This window comes from Liquorilactobacillus nagelii DSM 13675 (assembly GCF_019444005.1).
In the GTDB taxonomy this organism is placed as follows: Bacteria; Bacillota; Bacilli; order Lactobacillales; family Lactobacillaceae; genus Liquorilactobacillus; species Liquorilactobacillus nagelii.
Window position 1 is genome coordinate 363,406 of record NZ_CP049304.1, and the last position, 16,098, is coordinate 379,503.

Here is a 16,098-nt window from a genome sequence, read left to right on the forward strand (position 1 = left end):
TTTAGTATGTCAAATATAGAAATTGAATTCCCTGATGGGGCAAAAAAGGAATTCGCTACGGCTACAACGGTTAGAGAAGTTGCTGCAACAATCAGTAATAGTTTAGCCAAAAAGGCGGTGGGAGCGAATTTTGCTGGTAAAGTAGTTGGGTTGAATCATCAGTTGAAATCCGATGGTAAGTTAGCTATCTTAACTAAAGACCAACCGGAAGCTTTACCAATTTTATGGCAGACTGGAGCAGTTGTCTTGGGAGCCGCTTTACAAGAACTTTATCCAGAAATGTATTTTGGCGAAAGTGATATTACGGAACATGGATTCTTTTTAGATACAGATAATCAGAGTGGACAAGTTGCAGAAACAGAATTTGAAAAGTTAAATCAGCATTTGCAAAAATTAGTCAAACAAGCACTTCCTTTGGAAGAAGTTGAACTTGATTTGCAAGCAGCTTTGAAAATCGTTGGCAATGATCCTTATCGCCAGGAATTGATTAACGAGCAGGCAACTGATGATCAAAAAGTTACAGCAATTAAATTAGGCGATTATTATGACTTTTCAGTTAGAGCAGTTTTAGGTAATACTGCAGCCTTAAAAGTTTTTAAGCTATTGTCAGTGGCTGGAGCTTATTGGAAAGGTGCTTCTAGCAATCCAATGTTACAACGAATTTATGGGACAGCTTTCTTCAAACAAAAAGATTTGGATGCTGAGTTAGCGCGGCAAAAAGAAGCTCATGAACGTGATCATCGAGTTATTGGGAATGAATTGGATTTATTCTTCGTTGATCCCAAAGTGGGAGCAGGGTTACCATATTGGATGCCAAAGGGTGCAACAATTCGACGCACAATTGAACGTTACATTATTGATAAAGAAGTTGCTGATGGATACCAACACGTCTATACACCAGTTTTAGCGAACTTGGATTTGTACAAGCAGTCGGGCCATTGGGATCATTATCGAGAAGATATGTTTCCACCAATGGATATGGGAGATGGTGAGATGTTGGAATTGCGTCCAATGAACTGCCCATCACATATTCAAATCTATAATCATCATATTCGTTCTTATCGTGAGTTACCATTGAGAATTGCTGAATTAGGGATGATGCATCGTTATGAAAAGTCGGGTGCTTTAACTGGTTTATCACGTGTTCGCGAAATGACTTTAAATGATGGTCATACTTTTGTAGCTCTTGACCAAATTGAAGCAGAATTCAAAAAGATTTTGCAGTTGATGGTTGGAGTTTATGCAGACTTTGATATTACTGATTATCGTTTCCGCTTAAGTTATCGTGATCCTGCGAATAAGCGCAAATATTTTGATGATGATGAGATGTGGGAAAAATCTCAAAAAATGTTGAAATCAGCTATGGATGATTTGGGATTAGAGTATTTTGAAGCTGAAGGTGAAGCTGCTTTCTATGGTCCAAAACTTGATGTTCAAACTAAAACCGCTTTGGGTGGGGAAGAAACTTTGTCAACAATTCAATTAGACTTCTTATTGCCTGAAAGATTTGACTTGCATTATATTGGTGCAGATGGACAGGAACATCGTCCAGTTATGATTCATCGTGGAATTGTTTCCACAATGGAACGCTTTACGGCTTATCTGACCGAAATTTATAAAGGTGCTTTTCCAACCTGGTTAGCACCACAGCAAGTAGCAATCATTCCGGTAAATAATGATTTACATCTTGATTTCAGTCAAAAATTACGTGATCAATTGGTCGCAAAGCATGTTCGAGTTCAAATCGATGATCGTAATGAAAAAATGGGGTACAAGATTCGCCAAGCTCAAGTTAATAAAATTCCGTATACGTTAGTTGTTGGAGATAAAGAGATTGCAGCTGATCAAGTAACGGTTAGAAAATATGGCGAAGAAGCTACAAATACGATGGCAGTAACTGATTTTATCAAAGAAATTTCTGCTGATGTTGCCAGCTATAGTCGTGAAAATAATTAATTTGTTAGATTTCTTGACTTCTCATTTAAAAGTTGTTATTCTATTAGAGTTGAGAAAAAAGCAGAAGCACCCGCTTCTCGCCTAGCAGACATGAGCCTGCGGGCCGATGAACGATTTAATTATTCAAATTAAGCGGGGAGCTTTGAAGAGCTTTCCGCTTTTCTGCTGCATTTCTCTGAAATTTTAATGGAGGTGAAAGACCATAGCAATTGATAAAATGGTTAACGAAGGCATTCGTGCCCGTGAAGTTCGGCTGATTGCCGGTGATGGTTCACAATTAGGAGTTAAATCCAAACAAGATGCATTGAAGATTGCTGAACAAGACAACTTGGATCTCGTTTTAGTTGCCCCTAAGGCAAAACCACCAGTTGCCAGAGTCATGGATTATGGGAAGTATCGGTTTGAGTTGCAGAAAAAGCAGCGTGAAGCACGAAAAAACCAGAAAATTGTTAATGTTAAAGAGGTCCGCCTGAGTCCTACAATTGATGTTAATGATTTTAATACCAAAATGAAAAATGCTCGTAAATTTATGGCTAAGGGTGATAAGGTCAAGGTTTCTATTCGTTTTAAGGGTCGGGCAATCACTCATAAAGAAATTGGTTACGAGGTTTTGGATCGCTTCGCTAAAGCAGCAGCAGACATTGCTGTTGTTGAATCTAGAGCTAAAATGGACGGCCGGAGTATGTTTATGATGCTTACTCCCAAGACTGAAAACAAGGCTTAATATTTAGGAGGAAGAAAAAGTTATGCCAAAACAAAAAACACATCGCGCATCAGTTAAACGCTTTAAGCGGACAGGAAATGGTGGTTTGAAGCGTTCGAATGCTTTTACTAGCCATCGTTTCCACGGAAAAACTAAGAAACAGCGCCGTCAATTGCGCAAAGCATCAATGGTTTCCAGTTCAGATATGAAGCGAATCAAACAGATGCTGTCACAGGTTAAATAGATTTATAAATCGGCAGCAGTCGCTGTCTGTAAGTTGCTCGAGTTTGGTCGAGCAAAATTAAGGGAGGAATTATTATGCCACGTGTTAAGGGCGGTACAGTTACGCGTCAGCGTCGTAAAAAAATTATTAAATTAGCTAAAGGATATCGCGGTTCAAAGCGCGTTCTTTTCAAATCAGCTAAAGAACAAGTATTAAAATCATATCAATATGCATTTCGTGATCGTCGTAAGAATAAGACTAACTTCCGCAAATTGTGGATTGCACGGATTAATGCAGCAGCACGAATGAATGATATCAGTTACAGCCAATTAATGCATGGTTTGAAATTAGCTGAAATTGAAGTTAACCGTAAAATGCTTGCTGATTTAGCTGTTACTGATGAAACTGGCTTTACAGCATTAGTTGCTGAAGCAAAGAAAGCATTAGCTAAGTAAGCAATTTAATCAAGATATTTTTAAAGGCCGGGACAAAACAATGGTTTTGATCCAGGCCTTTAGTTTTAATTAAAATTAAGACCGAAATTTCTTAATTTTAATTGGGTAGCTGAATGCCCTAAAATATTAAAGATATCATGGAATTATCGCAACTGCCCACCGTTAAGTAGTGTAATTGGATGTGTCCCCAATGTGATGCTTATCATATTGGCAACTATAATGTAGCTAGGAACATTTTGGTTAAAGTGATAGTTTCGTGGTAAATATTCAGTCCGTCGGGTAATCTGCGGACTCTAAAGGCTTTGGTAATTAGCACGTCAGACCTGTTTAGAGGCAATTGCTGTATCTAAGCAAATTGTGGTCGTTGCACCATTAGATGCAGTTTCCACAAGCTTTTGACTTTAGTCGGGAGTGGTTGACTGGTTATACTAACAATTAAGTTTAACTATTTTGCTTATTATGATGTTTTCGGCCTATAATAAAAGGCAAAAGAAAATAGGAGTGTCATGCATGTTTACATGGTTAAAACCAACCTGGATGTTAGAATCAATTTTTGATTTGACACCAGAAGATTTAAAGTCCCAAGGAATTAAAGTTGTTCTGACAGACCTTGACAATACTTTGATTGCTTGGAATCAGCCCTCAGGATCTTCACGACTGACAACTTGGCTGAAGCAGATGGAAAGTGCTGCAATTCCGGTAATCATTGTTTCGAATAATAGTCGTGCAAGAATTGAATCGTTTGCAGCACCATTGAACTTACCTTTTGTTGCTCGAGCAATGAAGCCATTAGGAGTAGGAGTTAAGCGGGCAATGAAAGTTGCCGGTATTAATAATCAAGAAGTGGCACTGATAGGTGATCAACTATTAACGGATGTAATGGCTGCTCATAGTGCTGGTATTCGCAGTATTCTTGTTAAACCTTTGGTCGAATCGGATGCTTGGAATACAAAAATTAATCGTTTTTTTGAAAAAATATTAAAGCATTATTTACAGAAGAAAAACTTGTTGTCAAAGAATTGGGGGAAGAAGCTTAATGATCGCTGAAATACCATATTGCATCGGTTGTGGAGTTAAGCTGCAGACAACAGCCCCGCAGGAGTTGGGGTTTGTTCCAGCAAGTGTTTTAGAAAAAGAAATGAGTTCTCAAAACCATGAACTTTACTGCCAAAGATGTTTTCGGCTGCGGCATTATAATGAAATGCTGCCGGTCTCTTTAACTAATGATGATTTTTTACGAATTTTAACAAAGGTTGGTCAACAAAAATCCCTAGTTGTTAATGTGGTTGATATTTTTGATTTTAATGGTTCAGTCTTAGCATCGTTACCACGTTTTGTGGGAGATAACCCAATTATTTTAGTGGGAAATAAGGTTGATCTTTTACCGAAGTCGTTAAAAAAAACAAAAATAAAAGAGTGGTTGCGTCAGCGGGCTTATGAAATTGGTTTGCATCCGGTGGCTGTTGTTTTGATTAGCGCCGCCAAAAATTTAGGAATTGATGATTTGTTGACCGAAATTAGTGATTTTCGCCAGGATAATGATGTGTGTGTTGTTGGAGTTACTAATGTTGGTAAATCTACGTTAATCAATCGTTTAGTAGCTCGTTCGGGAGGAAATGACAATCTATTAACTGTTTCGCGTTTTCCAGGGACGACATTAGATATTATTAAACTTCCGTTAGATGATGGCGGAAATTTGTGGGACACACCAGGCATTGTTCAGGCTAAGCAATTGACCAATAGATTGAGCCCTAAAGAATTGAAGTATGTACAGCCAACTCGTGAATTAAAACCTAAAACTTATCAATTAAATACAGAACAGACATTGTTTTTAGGTGGCTTAGCACGATTTGATTATTTAAATGGACAAAGCAAATCAATTGTAGTTTATTTAAGCAATCGTTTATTAATTCATCGAACTAAAACAATTAATGCGGATCAATTTTTTAAGCGACATTTGGGGGAATTATTGCAGCCGCCGTTTAAACAAAATGCAGCCACTTTTGCAGAACCTAAACGTCATGTCTTTAAAACAACTCAAAAGAGTGATGTGGTTTTAGCAGGTTTAGGATGGATTACGATACCTGCAAATGCAACAGTTGCAGTTTGGACAGCTGCAGGAGTAGGCGTTTCAATTAGGAAGGCAATGATTTAAAATGAATTCAGATAAATTAAATAATAAACAAAAAAAGTGGTTAAAATCACAAGCACATTCAATGCGTCCAGTGGTACAAATTGGCAAAGAAGGATTTTCTGCGCAATGGCTGCAACAATTAGAGTTGGTAATTGAAAAACGTGAATTGTTGAAGATTAACATTTTAGCTAATGCTGCTGTTGATGAGCAAGAAACTAAGGAATTTTTGGAAAGCAATTCACATATTCAGGTGATTCAGATTTTGGGCCACGTGCTAACAGTATACTGTCCCGCTAAAAAAATTGTTAATCGCAATTTTTCTTCCCAGTTAGATCAATTGGTATCAAATAAGGGGTGAGATGATTGCCAGTGGTTACTTTTCAGCAACCGATTGTTAAACCGGTTTTGCAAGCTGAGTCAATTATTAAGAAAAAAAGAATTGGAATTTTGGGCGGAACTTTTAATCCGCCACATATTGGTCATTTGATTATTGCTGAACAAGTTTATGAGCAACTGGGACTGGAGAAAATTTTATTTATGCCGGATGCTAATCCGCCACATGTTGATCATAAAGAAGCAATCGCTGCCCAACATCGTCAAAAAATGGTAAAAGCAAGTATTAAGGATAATCCGCATTTTGAATTAGAAGATTGTGAATTAAAACGTGGTGGAGTTAGTTATACATTTGATACAATCAAACAATTACTGGCAAAGCATCCAGAATATGAGATTTATTTTATTATTGGCGGCGATATGGTAGCGTACTTACCGAAATGGCATCGAATTGATGAATTAGTCAAATTAGTGCATTTTGTTGGAGTTAAACGTGTTGGATTTCCATTAGAAAGTAAGTATCCAATTATGTGGGTTGATATTCCTTTGATTCAAATCAGTTCAACTGGTGTTAGGCAAAGGGTAGCTCATAATCAATCGATTCGTTACCTAGTACCAAGTGCTGTTCAGCAATATATTCAAAAAGAAGGGCTTTATCGTGAAAAAAATTGATTATCGCCAGCATTATTTTCCAGGTTCGCGTCAAGAACTGCTGCAAGCAGTAAAAAAGAGTGTTAAGGCTAAGCGCTATCAACATATTTTAGGAGTAGAGCAGACAGCACTTAAATTAGCAGCAGTTAATGGTGTTGATCTAGAACAAGCCAGCGTTGCAGCTTTAGTGCATGATTACACTAAAAATCGTTCAGATGATGAATTTAAACAAGCAATAAAAAAATATCAATTGGATGATGATTTATTAAATTGGAGTAATTTTATTTGGCATGGTGTTGTTGGAGCTGAGATAATTAAAACTGAGCTAAAGATTACTGATCAAGTTATTTTAAATGCAGTGCGGAGACACACGGTGGGAGCTAAAATCATGACACCATTGGACAAGGTAATTTATGTGGCAGATTTTATTGAACCCGGGCGTGATTTCCCTGATGTTGAAGTAGCTCGAGCCGTAGCTAAGGGCAGTTTAGATCAAGCAGTTGCCTTTGAAACCAAACATACATTAACCTATCTAATAAACGGCAGCCAAACTATTTATCCAGGAGCTATGGCCGCTTATAATCAATGGGTTGTAAAAAAATAAAGGAGTTGAATCATAAATTTGGAAAATTTGAAATTATTGCAGACAATAGTTGCTGCAGCTGATGATAAACATGCTGAGGATTTAGTGATTTTAGATGTTGAGCAATTGACAACAGTCGCTGATCAATTTGTAATTATGCAAGCAGATAGTCAACGACAAATCCAAGCAATTGCTGAGGCGATTGAAGAAAAAGTAACAGCAGCTGATTTTCCGATTAGCCAAATTGACGGGAAAAGTAGTAAAAGTTGGATTTTGATTGATTTAGGGACAGTTATTGTGCATATTTTTCAGACAGAAACTCGTAAGTTTTATAATCTGGAAAAGCTCTGGTCACAAGCACCACAAATTGATTTAACACAGTTGACCAAATAGTTTATTAGTGGGTGACAAAAAATGACAGTTGTGGGAATTATAGCTGAATATAATCCTTTTCATAATGGTCATCTCTATCAATTACGGGAAATTCGCCGTCACTTTCCGAATGCAGTGATTGTTGTTGTTATGAGTGGCAATTTTCTGGAAAGAGGAGAACCGGCTTGTGTTGACAAGTGGACTCGAGCAAAACAGGCATTAGTTGCTGGAGTTAACTTGGTAATTGAGTTACCAGTTACCTACTGTGTCCAACCAGCTGATCGTTTTGCTGAAGGGGCAATTAAACTTTTGCAAGAATTACAAATAGATTACTTGGCTTTTGGTGCTGAACATGCAAGTTACGACTTTTTAGCAATGGCTCGAAAGGTCCAGCATGTGCATGGGGATTTTAGTCGTTTCAATGAGTCGTATGCTGCTGCATATCAACGAGCAGTTACAGGAAAATTGGGATATTCAGTTGAGCAACCAAATGATTTATTAGGCTTAGCATACGCTAAAGCAATCTTAATCAATCATGCATCAATTAAATTGTATCCTCTACAGCGAGTAGGTGCAGCTTACCATGAGCAAAATTTGCCGGCTAATCAATTCATTGCTAGTGCTTCTTCGATTAGGCGGGCTTGGAAACAAGACACAAAAAAAGTTTTACCATATTTGCCAATCGGAAGTCAGGCGGTTATTCAAAGAGATCAACCGGTCAGCTGGGAAGATTTCTGGCCGTTACTACGTTATCAGCTAATTGTTACACCACTGGAACAGTTACGACAACTTTATGACGTAACAGCTGGGGTTGAGTATCGCATGCAGCAACAATTAGAGTCTTTAATGGCAGTTTCACCTTTGACTTTTGAAACTTGGCTTCAAAAAGTGAAAACTAAACGTTATACTTATACGCATCTTAGTCGCCTTGCTGTTGTTGTTTTACTGCAATTAACTAATCAAGAAGTTGAACAGCAGCGGCAAAATCCCTATTTGCGAGTACTTGGTTTTGATATTGCGGGTCAGAACTTGTTGCATCAGATTAAAAAAACTAGTCGGTGGCCTTTAATTACCAAAATTTCTCAAAATGAAAAAAAGGGAATTATTAGCAGTGATTATAAAGCTGGTCGAATATATGCAACTGTTTGGCAGCAAGCACAAGATTTAAAAAGATTGCCGATAATTTTAAATCGTTAAGTAGCTGTCAAGTAAAAACCATTGACATTGCACACGCTGGCCGGTATAATCAAGCTTGTTGTATTGGAGGAATCTTTTTGATCAAATGGACACTTGATGAATTACGCCGTAATTGTACTGAACCGTTGGCGCTGAATGAAACAGTCGATATTTCATCGTTAATTAAAAGTAAAAATGAGAGTATTATCTCAGTTTCTCCGGCTAAGATTAACGGTTTTTTTGCATTAAATCAATTAGGAGTCTTAGGAAGCTTTAAAATCGAAATTAAGCTGGTTTTACCATCGACTCGATCGTTACAACCAGTTGCCACTCAGCTGAACTTTGATATCAACGAGTATTATGTTGATCAGCAGACAGAAAATTTAGCCGCGTTCGGCAAGAATGATGTTGTGATTTTTTTAGCTGATGGTTTGTTGGATTTAAGTGAAATTATCTGTGATAATGTTTTAGCACGGTTGCCACTGAAAGTTTTGACTCCTGCAGAAAATGCTGGAAAGGCTGTCTTACCAACTGGTAAAGATTGGCAAGTAGTTGAGGAAGGTCATGCTGCCAGTAATCAAAAAAGCATTGATCCACGGCTAGCAAAACTTAAAAACTTTTTTAAAGATTAAGGCAGTCCTAGTTGCAAAAATGAAAAATAACCGGTACAATTTTGTTTGTTGAATATTTATTTTAAAGGAGGTGGCTTTAATGGCAGTTCCAGCAAGAAAAACTTCTAAGACACGGAAACGTCTCCGTCGTACCCATTATAAGCTTCAAGTACCTGGCTTGAGTGCTTGCCCAAATTGTGGTGAATTAAGAAAATCACATCGAGTTTGCCCAAGTTGCGGTTATTATGATGGCAAAGAAGTTGTTAAAGTTAAGTAATTGAATTTATTCAATTTGCAATGATGGGTGTTCTAAGTAAAAGCTTGGAGCGCTTTTTTTTTGGCTTAATTACTGAGTAGTCATAAAAATTATGATAGAATTTAACTTTGGAAGGTTGGTGTAGAAATGAAATCACATCAAATAGAATTAGAAATTAGTGCCGTCCGTCCGACACAGTATCCGACAGATCAATTGCCAGAGATTGCTTTTGTTGGCAGATCAAATGTCGGAAAGTCTTCACTAGTCAACTCACTGACGGGCAGAAAAAGTTTTGCTCGAACATCGAACCAACCAGGTAAAACACAAACATTAAACTTTTATACAATTGATCAAAATTGGCGGATAGTTGATGTTCCTGGATACGGCTACGCAAAGGTTTCCAAAAAACAACGTGCTGAGTGGGGCAGGATGATCGAAACTTATTTGACGCAACGAGAAAATTTACGTGGAGTTGTTTCATTGATTGATGGTCGTCATGCACCAATGAGTTTAGATAAACAAATGGTTGAGTTTTTACATTATTATCAGTTGCCGGTCTTAGTTGTTGCTACTAAGACCGACAAAGTTCCACGTAATCAGCGAAACAAAATTAGTTCAACTTTTAAGCAACAATTAAAAATTGAAAATTCCGACGAATTAGTTCTTTATTCGACGATTGAACACTATGGTCAAGAACAAGTCTGGGGTTGGATTAACCAGTTGATTAAATAAAGGTAAGGTGATTTGAAAATGGAATTTAATGAATATCAGCAAGCTGCTAATCGGACACTTTATGGTAATGAACAGATTCTAACTAATTGTGCTCTTGGATTAGCAGGAGAGAGTGGCCAATTAATTGATTTAATTAAAAACTATACTTTCAAAGGTAAAGAATTGGATCGCGAAGAGATGATTAAAGAAATGGGAGATGTTTTATGGTATTTATCCCAAATTGCTCAATGGGCAGATGTTCCCTTTGAAGATGTGGCAAAAACAAATATTGCCGCTTTAAATAAACGTTATCCGCATGGTTATTCAGCTGACAAATAAAAAGGAGAGCTGGCATTAAAAAACGCCAACTCTCTTTTTTTTTAAACTATTTTTTTTTCTTAGCAGTCTCTTTTTGTTCCTTTTCAGGTTTTTCTTTCTTTTCAGTCGGTTTAAGTGGATCAGCTGCAAATTTATCAAATAACTGGTCTAATTGATTTTGACGATTAATGGTAAGTCCCATTGTGGTTTTTCCTCCCATTTAATAATTAATACTTTAAATGCATTCTATCAAAAGCTTTGAAATTTTTCAAATATTTGGCTAGTGGTTGTTAATTATCAATTTAAATGCATAAAAATAATTAATTTCGGTTTATTATTGCATAATAATGCTTTTTAAAGTATACTAGCTTTATTAAGTTAAGTTGAATAAGGGGATAAGCAGATGAAAATTAAAAAGTTATTAGTTTTACTAGCTTTTTTCATGTTGGGAACTTTGATTAGTTTTGGACATGTTCAAGCGGCTAGTGATAATTATTTAAATCAAGTTAAACAAAAGGGAACATTAGTTGTTGGAACTAGTGCTGACTACCCACCATATGAATTTACGGTGAAAACATCAGGGAAAACAGATTATGTTGGATTGGATATTGATATTGCCAAAAAGTTTGCCAAAGATTTAGGAGTCAAATTAGAAGTTAAAAACATGGATTTTGATTCCTTATTAGTTGCTTTAGAAACACATAAAGTTGATATGGTAATTGCTGGTATGAATCCAACTCCTGAAAGAAAAAAGAGTGTTGATTTCTCGAATATTTATTATCGCGGTAATCAATATATGTTGATTAATAAAAAGGATGCGGCTAAGTATAAAAATATTCAAAGTTTCAAGGGTGCAACTATTGGAGCTCAAACAGGTTCACTTCAGTATCAGTTGGTTAAGGACCAGATGAAGGGCAATAGTATAAAGGGACTGGCAAAATTAAATGATTTAGTGATTGCTTTACAGTCTGGCAAAGTTAACGCAGTTGCTATGGAAGAGGCAACTGCTAAAGCATTTGCAGAAAATAATTCATCATTGAAAGTTATTAATCCAAAATTTGATGTTGATTCTACGCAGACGGGTTCAGCTATTGGCTTTCCTAAGGGTGCAACTAGTCTAGTTAATGCGGCGAACAAGACAATTAGCCAAATAAAAAAGCAGAACTTAATTAATAAGGAGTATATACCCGAAGCTGGTAAATACATGACTTCGAATTCTAAAAAGAGTACGATGTTAAATTATTGGACCTACTTCGCCAAAGGAATTGAATATACGCTTTTAATTACAGCTGTTTCGGTATTTTTTGGCTTTTTGTTAGGAACGATTTTTGCCTTAATGCGGTTATCACGTGTAAAAATTTTCCATTTGATTGCTGTTTGTTATATTGAATTTGTTCGTGGAACACCATTGATGGTTCAAGTAATGTTTGTTTATTTTGGAATTGGCGCAATAATTCAATCTTTGCCAGCTCTGGTTGCCGGAATAATTGCTGTTTCATTGAACTCAGGCGCCTATGTAGCTGAGATTATTCGTTCAGGGATTCAATCGATTCCAGTTGGGCAAACTGAAGCTGCTCGAAGTTTAGGAATGTCGCAACGAGAAACATATCGTTTTGTTGTAATTCCTCAAGCATTGAAAAATATTTGGCCAGCTTTGGGTAATGAATTTATCACGTTAATCAAGGAAAGTTCAATTGTATCGATTATCGGTGTTGGGGATTTGATGTATCAAATGCAATTAGTTCAAGCAGCAACTTATAAAGGTGTTCTGCCAATTTTTGTCGCCATGGTCTTATATTTCATCATGACCTTTGGTTTATCAAATGTGCTTGGACATTTTGAGAGGAAGATGAAGCATGCTTAAAGAACAAAATCAAACAATTATTGAATTACAACATTTAAAGAAGTCTTTTGGCGAAAACGTAATTTTAAAAGATATTAGTGAAACGGTGAAGGCTGGACAAGTAATTTGTGTGATTGGGCCTTCAGGCGCTGGTAAAAGTACTTTTTTACGTTGCTTGAATGTTTTAGAAGCGCCCACTTCAGGAAAAGTTTTATTTGAAGGAAATGATTTAACGGGAATCAAAGAGGATGAATTAAATCATTTACGACAAAAAATGGGAATGGTGTTCCAAAGTTTCAATTTGTTTCCGAATTTAACGGTTTTGGATAATTTGCAACTTGCTCCATTAAAAGTTCGTAAATTGGCCGCTGATCAGGCAAAAGAACAAGCTGAAAAATTATTAGCTCAGGTAGGCTTAGCTGACAAAGCAAATGATTATCCAGCTAGTCTTTCTGGTGGTCAACAGCAGCGAGTTGCGATTGCACGAGCTTTAGCAATGGATCCAGCGGTAATGTTGTTTGATGAACCAACATCAGCACTAGATCCAGAAATGGTTGGAGAAGTTTTGAAAGTTATGCGTGATTTAGCTAATTCCGGAATGACAATGGTGGTTGTAACTCACGAAATGGGTTTTGCCAAGGAAGTAGCTGATCAAATTTGGTTTATGGCGGATGGCTATATCCAAGAAAAAGGTAAGCCAGCAGATTTCTTTGCCAATCCACAAACGGAAAGGGCTCAAGATTTTCTTTCTAAAATGCTTAATTAATCATGAATGTAGCTAAGGGTCGATAATCATTCCCTTGATTATCGACCCTTTTTATGATGTGTTATTATTTTTCTTGTAACCAGCAAGTGTGCTAGTATAATTGTTAGCTTTAATAGTTCTTGGCAGATAACACTATTGAGATTTGAATGTGAAAGGATTGAAAATGGCAATACAGCATATTGAAAATAAATTGAAATTGTTACCGGATTTGCCGGGTTGCTATTTGATGAAAGATTTAAATAGTCAAATAATTTATGTTGGCAAAGCAAAAAATTTGAAGAATCGGGTTCGATCGTACTTCAAAAGCAGTCATGAGGGTAAAACAGCTCGCTTAGTTAGTGAAATACGAGATTTTGAGACGATTGTGACGACGACCGACAAAGAGGCGTTTTTGTTAGAGATCACGCTAATTCAAAAGCACAAACCTTATTACAATATAAAATTAAAGCGGGGAACCGGTTATCCATATATTAAAATTACCCACGAAAAAGATCCGCAATTAAAAATTGTTAGTCAAATTAAAAATGATGGTGGTTACTATTTTGGACCATATCCGAATGTTTATGCAGCTGATGAAACAATGCAGTTACTCCAAAAGGTTTATCCATTAAGGCGTTGTAATGGGTATCAAAAGCGGCCATGTTTGTATTATCATATGGGGCAATGTCTCGGAGCTTGCTTTCAAGAAGTTCCCCCAGAAAAATATCAGCAGCAAATTCGTAAAATTAAAGCTTTTTTAAATGGTAATGTTGCTAAAATTAAAAAAGAATTGCAGCAAAAAATGTCAGCGGCAGCAGCTAAATTAGAATTTGAAAGAGCGGCTGAAATTCGCGATCAAATTCACTATATTGAAGTAACTGTTGAAAAACAAAAGATTATTTCAAATGATAACACACCACGCGACTTGTTTAATTTTTATATGGATAAGGGATGGCTGTCACTCCAAGTATTTTACATCCGTCAGGCGCGTTTAATGAAGCGTGAAAAACGGCTCTTCCCTTGCATTGATACTCCAGCAGCTGAAATGGAATCGTTTATTTTGCAGTTTTACAATCAAAAAAACAAACTTTTACCACGTGAAATATTGGTCCCAGCTCAAGTTGATCGGCAAATTTTAAGCGAAATCCTGCAGGTTCCAGTGCGAACGCCACAGCGGGGACAAAAAAAAGAACTTTTAGAATTGGCAGAAAAAAATGCCCAATTAGTTTTAGATGAAAAATTCCGGTTGTTGGAATTGGATGATCGTAAAACAATTGGTGCAATGAATCAGATCATGCAGCAACTGAAGTTACCTACTGGTCATAGAATTGAGGCTTTTGACCATTCACATCTTCAAGGAACAGATTTGGTATCAGCGATGGTTTGCTTTGTAGATGGGCGACCAGAAAAAAGTCAATATCGAAAATACCGATTGCGGACGGTGGATCATGCTGATGAAACGGCTAGCACACGAGAAGTAATTCGTCGGCGTTATATTCGGTTATTAAAGGAAAAAGCCCAGTTGCCAGATTTAATCTTAATGGATGGAGCAGAAATTCAAATTGAAGCAGCCCAGGATGTTTTGCAAAATGAATTAAATTTGAATATTCCAGTTGCTGGCATGGTCAAAAATGAACATCACAAGACGGCTGATTTAATGAACAACCATTTTGAAAAACTAGCTTTAGATCCGAAAAGTGAAGGTTTTTACTTGTTGCAGCGGATTCAAGATGAAGTTCATCGTTTTGCGATCACCTTTCATCGTCAAACTCATTCAAAACATTCATTGGCATCACGGTTGGATCTGATTCCTGGAGTAGGTCCGAGAACGAGAGTAAAGTTATTAAAAAAGTTTGGATCATTAAAAAAAATTGCTGCAGCTTCAATTCCGGAATTGCAATCGTTGGGGATTTCACATCAGGTTGCACAGACAATCAAGATTAGTTTGCAATCATCGCAATCTGCTCAGTGACTATTTAATTCATTTGGGCGCTGTGGTTCGTAATCAACATCCCAAGGTTCAACATGAACATCAGTATCAAGAACATTGAATTTGCGACGTAAAAGGCTTTCAACTTTTTCGGTAACATGGTGACTTTCACGAACTGTCATTTGCGGATCAACCCAGATAATAATATCGACAAAAATATTAGCTCCATAGGTTCTCCCTTGGATATTGTGAACACGTTCAACGCCAGGAACTTTTTCGACAGCGGCAATATATTCATCAAGCAAGTCATCGTCAAAACCATCGGATAGAGCAAAAGCGCTGTCTGAAAGAATATCATAAGCGGTTTTTAGAATTAAACCACCAATGATTAAGGCAACAATGTTATCTAGGCGCGGAAAGTTTAGATTAGCAGCAATAATTGTTAAACTAGTCCCGAAACTTGTCCAAGCATCATTTCGAGTATCTTTAGCAATAGCCATCAAAGAAGAAGATTTTAGTTTTTTAGCAATTCGGGCATTATGGAAATAAATAGCATACATGATTCCACCACTAAAAAGTCCGACAAATAAAGCAAAAATATCAGGAGTTGAATTCTGGTTGGCCAAGATGGATTTAATTGAAGAGTAGATAACACTTCCACCGACTAGTAACATGATTAAAGAAGTTGCAAAAGTCGCAATTGTTTCAGCTTTCCAATGTCCGTACTGGTGATGCTCATCTGGTGGGCGGCGTGCGAGATGAAGTCCGTAAATAATCGCCATTGAAGATAAGATATCCGTTAGATTATTTGAGGCATCAGCCAATAAAGTGGCAGAATGACTCATTTGACCAACCACTAGTTTTAACATAGCTAAAAAAACATACGCTAAGGAACTTATTAAAACCCAGCGCTGAGCAATTTTTAAATTTTGGTATTTTTCTTGCAAAATAATAACTTCCTTATTAATCTTAATTTATTCAATAACAAAATTATAAATGGTTGTTAAAAAAAAGCCAAATATTTAATGCACTCTTTCTAAGTTGTTCCATTTAAGTTTTTAGAATAATTAGAATTTTTTTGACCACCTTTCGAAAAAC

20 protein-coding genes and 1 other annotated feature are annotated in these 16,098 nt (G+C 36.8%); of the genes, 18 read left to right on the forward strand and 2 right to left on the reverse strand.

Translation table 11 applies throughout. The features are described 5' to 3' along the window. Nucleotides 1–6 precede the first annotated feature (6 nt). The 15 genes from thrS to G6O73_RS02035 all read left to right on the forward strand — a co-directional run bounded on the left by thrS (nucleotide 7) and on the right by G6O73_RS02035 (nucleotide 10,503). The gene (gene thrS / locus G6O73_RS01965) at nucleotides 7–1,956 is read left to right on the forward strand and encodes a threonine--tRNA ligase (RefSeq protein ID WP_057886850.1); all 1,950 of its coding nucleotides are present in this window, start codon (nucleotides 7–9) and stop codon (nucleotides 1,954–1,956) included. A gap of 52 nt (nucleotides 1,957–2,008) precedes the next feature. After that, nucleotides 2,009–2,128: a sequence feature (ribosomal protein L20 leader region), on the forward strand. A gap of 45 nt (nucleotides 2,129–2,173) precedes the next feature. Then, complete coding sequence (infC, locus tag G6O73_RS01970; RefSeq protein WP_057886851.1) at nucleotides 2,174–2,680, forward strand: translation initiation factor IF-3; 507 nt, start codon at nucleotides 2,174–2,176, stop codon at nucleotides 2,678–2,680. Nucleotides 2,681–2,702: 22 nt separating this feature from the next. Beyond that, the gene (gene rpmI, locus G6O73_RS01975; RefSeq protein ID WP_057735940.1) at nucleotides 2,703–2,903 is read left to right on the forward strand and encodes a 50S ribosomal protein L35; all 201 of its coding nucleotides are present in this window, start codon (nucleotides 2,703–2,705) and stop codon (nucleotides 2,901–2,903) included. A gap of 74 nt (nucleotides 2,904–2,977) precedes the next feature. Then, a complete protein-coding gene (gene rplT, locus G6O73_RS01980) occupies nucleotides 2,978–3,337 on the forward strand; it encodes a 50S ribosomal protein L20 (protein WP_057886852.1) in 360 nt (119 codons plus the stop codon). Nucleotides 3,338–3,847: 510 nt separating this feature from the next. Beyond that, entirely contained in the window at nucleotides 3,848–4,384 is a 537-nt protein-coding gene (locus tag G6O73_RS01985) for a YqeG family HAD IIIA-type phosphatase (RefSeq protein WP_057886853.1), read from the forward strand. Then, complete coding sequence (gene yqeH, locus G6O73_RS01990) at nucleotides 4,374–5,492, forward strand: ribosome biogenesis GTPase YqeH (RefSeq protein ID WP_057886854.1); 1,119 nt, start codon at nucleotides 4,374–4,376, stop codon at nucleotides 5,490–5,492. The genes G6O73_RS01985 and yqeH overlap by 11 nt, the downstream gene beginning before the upstream one ends. 1 nt (nucleotide 5,493) lies before the next feature. Continuing rightward, nucleotides 5,494–5,829 (forward strand): YhbY family RNA-binding protein, encoded by a 336-nt coding sequence (locus G6O73_RS01995; protein ID WP_057886855.1) that lies wholly within the window; start codon nucleotides 5,494–5,496, stop codon nucleotides 5,827–5,829. 11 nt (nucleotides 5,830–5,840) lie between these two features. Continuing rightward, nucleotides 5,841–6,476 carry a nicotinate-nucleotide adenylyltransferase gene (locus tag G6O73_RS02000; protein WP_057886931.1) on the forward strand — a complete coding sequence of 212 codons (636 nt, stop codon included), beginning with the start codon at nucleotides 5,841–5,843 and terminating at the stop codon, nucleotides 6,474–6,476. Then, the gene (gene yqeK, locus G6O73_RS02005) at nucleotides 6,463–7,059 is read left to right on the forward strand and encodes a bis(5'-nucleosyl)-tetraphosphatase (symmetrical) YqeK (RefSeq protein ID WP_148126830.1); all 597 of its coding nucleotides are present in this window, start codon (nucleotides 6,463–6,465) and stop codon (nucleotides 7,057–7,059) included. The genes G6O73_RS02000 and yqeK overlap by 14 nt, the downstream gene beginning before the upstream one ends. Before the next feature lie 18 nt (nucleotides 7,060–7,077). Further along, on the forward strand, nucleotides 7,078–7,431 hold the full coding sequence (gene rsfS, locus G6O73_RS02010) for a ribosome silencing factor (protein WP_057886856.1): 354 nt from the start codon (nucleotides 7,078–7,080) through the stop codon (nucleotides 7,429–7,431). 21 nt (nucleotides 7,432–7,452) lie between these two features. Beyond that, complete coding sequence (locus G6O73_RS02015) at nucleotides 7,453–8,607, forward strand: nucleotidyltransferase (protein WP_057886857.1); 1,155 nt, start codon at nucleotides 7,453–7,455, stop codon at nucleotides 8,605–8,607. Nucleotides 8,608–8,684: 77 nt separating this feature from the next. Then, nucleotides 8,685–9,218, forward strand: a complete 534-nt coding sequence (locus G6O73_RS02020; protein WP_057886858.1) for a YceD family protein — start codon at nucleotides 8,685–8,687, stop codon at nucleotides 9,216–9,218. Between the two features lie 79 nt (nucleotides 9,219–9,297). Next, nucleotides 9,298–9,474, forward strand: coding sequence for a 50S ribosomal protein L32 (rpmF, locus tag G6O73_RS02025; RefSeq protein ID WP_057870847.1), 177 nt, complete (start codon nucleotides 9,298–9,300; stop codon nucleotides 9,472–9,474). A gap of 126 nt (nucleotides 9,475–9,600) precedes the next feature. Next, nucleotides 9,601–10,185: a ribosome biogenesis GTP-binding protein YihA/YsxC gene (gene yihA, locus G6O73_RS02030; RefSeq protein ID WP_057886859.1), complete on the forward strand. Its 585-nt coding sequence runs from the start codon at nucleotides 9,601–9,603 to the stop codon at nucleotides 10,183–10,185. 18 nt (nucleotides 10,186–10,203) lie between these two features. Continuing rightward, the gene (locus G6O73_RS02035) at nucleotides 10,204–10,503 is read left to right on the forward strand and encodes a nucleoside triphosphate pyrophosphohydrolase family protein (RefSeq protein WP_057886860.1); all 300 of its coding nucleotides are present in this window, start codon (nucleotides 10,204–10,206) and stop codon (nucleotides 10,501–10,503) included. Nucleotides 10,504–10,549: 46 nt separating this feature from the next. On the opposite strand, the gene G6O73_RS12940 is transcribed toward G6O73_RS02035, so the two are convergent. Continuing rightward, complete coding sequence (locus G6O73_RS12940; protein WP_261905927.1) at nucleotides 10,550–10,684, reverse strand: SPJ_0845 family protein; 135 nt, start codon at nucleotides 10,682–10,684, stop codon at nucleotides 10,550–10,552. 201 nt (nucleotides 10,685–10,885) lie between these two features. Between G6O73_RS12940 and G6O73_RS02040 the strand changes: the two genes are divergently transcribed. The 3 genes from G6O73_RS02040 to uvrC all read left to right on the forward strand — a co-directional run bounded on the left by G6O73_RS02040 (nucleotide 10,886) and on the right by uvrC (nucleotide 15,042). After that, the gene (locus G6O73_RS02040) at nucleotides 10,886–12,346 is read left to right on the forward strand and encodes an ABC transporter substrate-binding protein/permease (RefSeq protein WP_057886861.1); all 1,461 of its coding nucleotides are present in this window, start codon (nucleotides 10,886–10,888) and stop codon (nucleotides 12,344–12,346) included. Continuing rightward, entirely contained in the window at nucleotides 12,339–13,091 is a 753-nt protein-coding gene (locus G6O73_RS02045) for an amino acid ABC transporter ATP-binding protein (protein ID WP_057886862.1), read from the forward strand. Before G6O73_RS02040 ends, G6O73_RS02045 begins: the two co-directional genes overlap by 8 nt. 163 nt (nucleotides 13,092–13,254) lie before the next feature. Next, nucleotides 13,255–15,042, forward strand: a complete 1,788-nt coding sequence (gene uvrC / locus G6O73_RS02050) for an excinuclease ABC subunit UvrC (protein WP_057886933.1) — start codon at nucleotides 13,255–13,257, stop codon at nucleotides 15,040–15,042. On the opposite strand, the gene G6O73_RS02055 is transcribed toward uvrC, so the two are convergent. Beyond that, nucleotides 15,036–15,947, reverse strand: coding sequence for a cation diffusion facilitator family transporter (locus G6O73_RS02055; protein WP_057886863.1), 912 nt, complete (start codon nucleotides 15,945–15,947; stop codon nucleotides 15,036–15,038). The genes uvrC and G6O73_RS02055 overlap by 7 nt on opposite strands. Between the last annotated feature and the right edge of the window lie 151 nt (nucleotides 15,948–16,098).

Excerpts from the sequence above, each read along its gene's own strand:
- yqeH (WP_057886854.1), top strand. The coding sequence starts at position 4,374 with ATGATCGCTGAAATACCATATTGCATCGGTTGTGGAGTTAAGCTGCAG.
- uvrC (WP_057886933.1), top strand. The coding sequence starts at position 13,255 with ATGGCAATACAGCATATTGAAAATAAATTGAAATTGTTACCGGATTTG.
- rpmI (WP_057735940.1), top strand. The coding sequence starts at position 2,703 with ATGCCAAAACAAAAAACACATCGCGCATCAGTTAAACGCTTTAAGCGG.
- G6O73_RS12940 (WP_261905927.1), bottom strand. The coding sequence starts at position 10,684 with ATGGGACTTACCATTAATCGTCAAAATCAATTAGACCAGTTATTTGAT.
- G6O73_RS01995 (WP_057886855.1), top strand. The coding sequence starts at position 5,494 with ATGAATTCAGATAAATTAAATAATAAACAAAAAAAGTGGTTAAAATCA.
- G6O73_RS02035 (WP_057886860.1), top strand. The coding sequence starts at position 10,204 with ATGGAATTTAATGAATATCAGCAAGCTGCTAATCGGACACTTTATGGT.
- rplT (WP_057886852.1), top strand. The coding sequence starts at position 2,978 with ATGCCACGTGTTAAGGGCGGTACAGTTACGCGTCAGCGTCGTAAAAAA.
- G6O73_RS02015 (WP_057886857.1), top strand. The coding sequence starts at position 7,453 with ATGACAGTTGTGGGAATTATAGCTGAATATAATCCTTTTCATAATGGT.
- infC (WP_057886851.1), top strand. The coding sequence starts at position 2,174 with ATGGTTAACGAAGGCATTCGTGCCCGTGAAGTTCGGCTGATTGCCGGT.
- G6O73_RS01985 (WP_057886853.1), top strand. The coding sequence starts at position 3,848 with ATGTTTACATGGTTAAAACCAACCTGGATGTTAGAATCAATTTTTGAT.
- G6O73_RS02040 (WP_057886861.1), top strand. The coding sequence starts at position 10,886 with ATGAAAATTAAAAAGTTATTAGTTTTACTAGCTTTTTTCATGTTGGGA.
- thrS (WP_057886850.1), top strand. The coding sequence starts at position 7 with ATGTCAAATATAGAAATTGAATTCCCTGATGGGGCAAAAAAGGAATTC.
- G6O73_RS02045 (WP_057886862.1), top strand. The coding sequence starts at position 12,339 with ATGCTTAAAGAACAAAATCAAACAATTATTGAATTACAACATTTAAAG.
- yihA (WP_057886859.1), top strand. The coding sequence starts at position 9,601 with ATGAAATCACATCAAATAGAATTAGAAATTAGTGCCGTCCGTCCGACA.
- rpmF (WP_057870847.1), top strand. The coding sequence starts at position 9,298 with ATGGCAGTTCCAGCAAGAAAAACTTCTAAGACACGGAAACGTCTCCGT.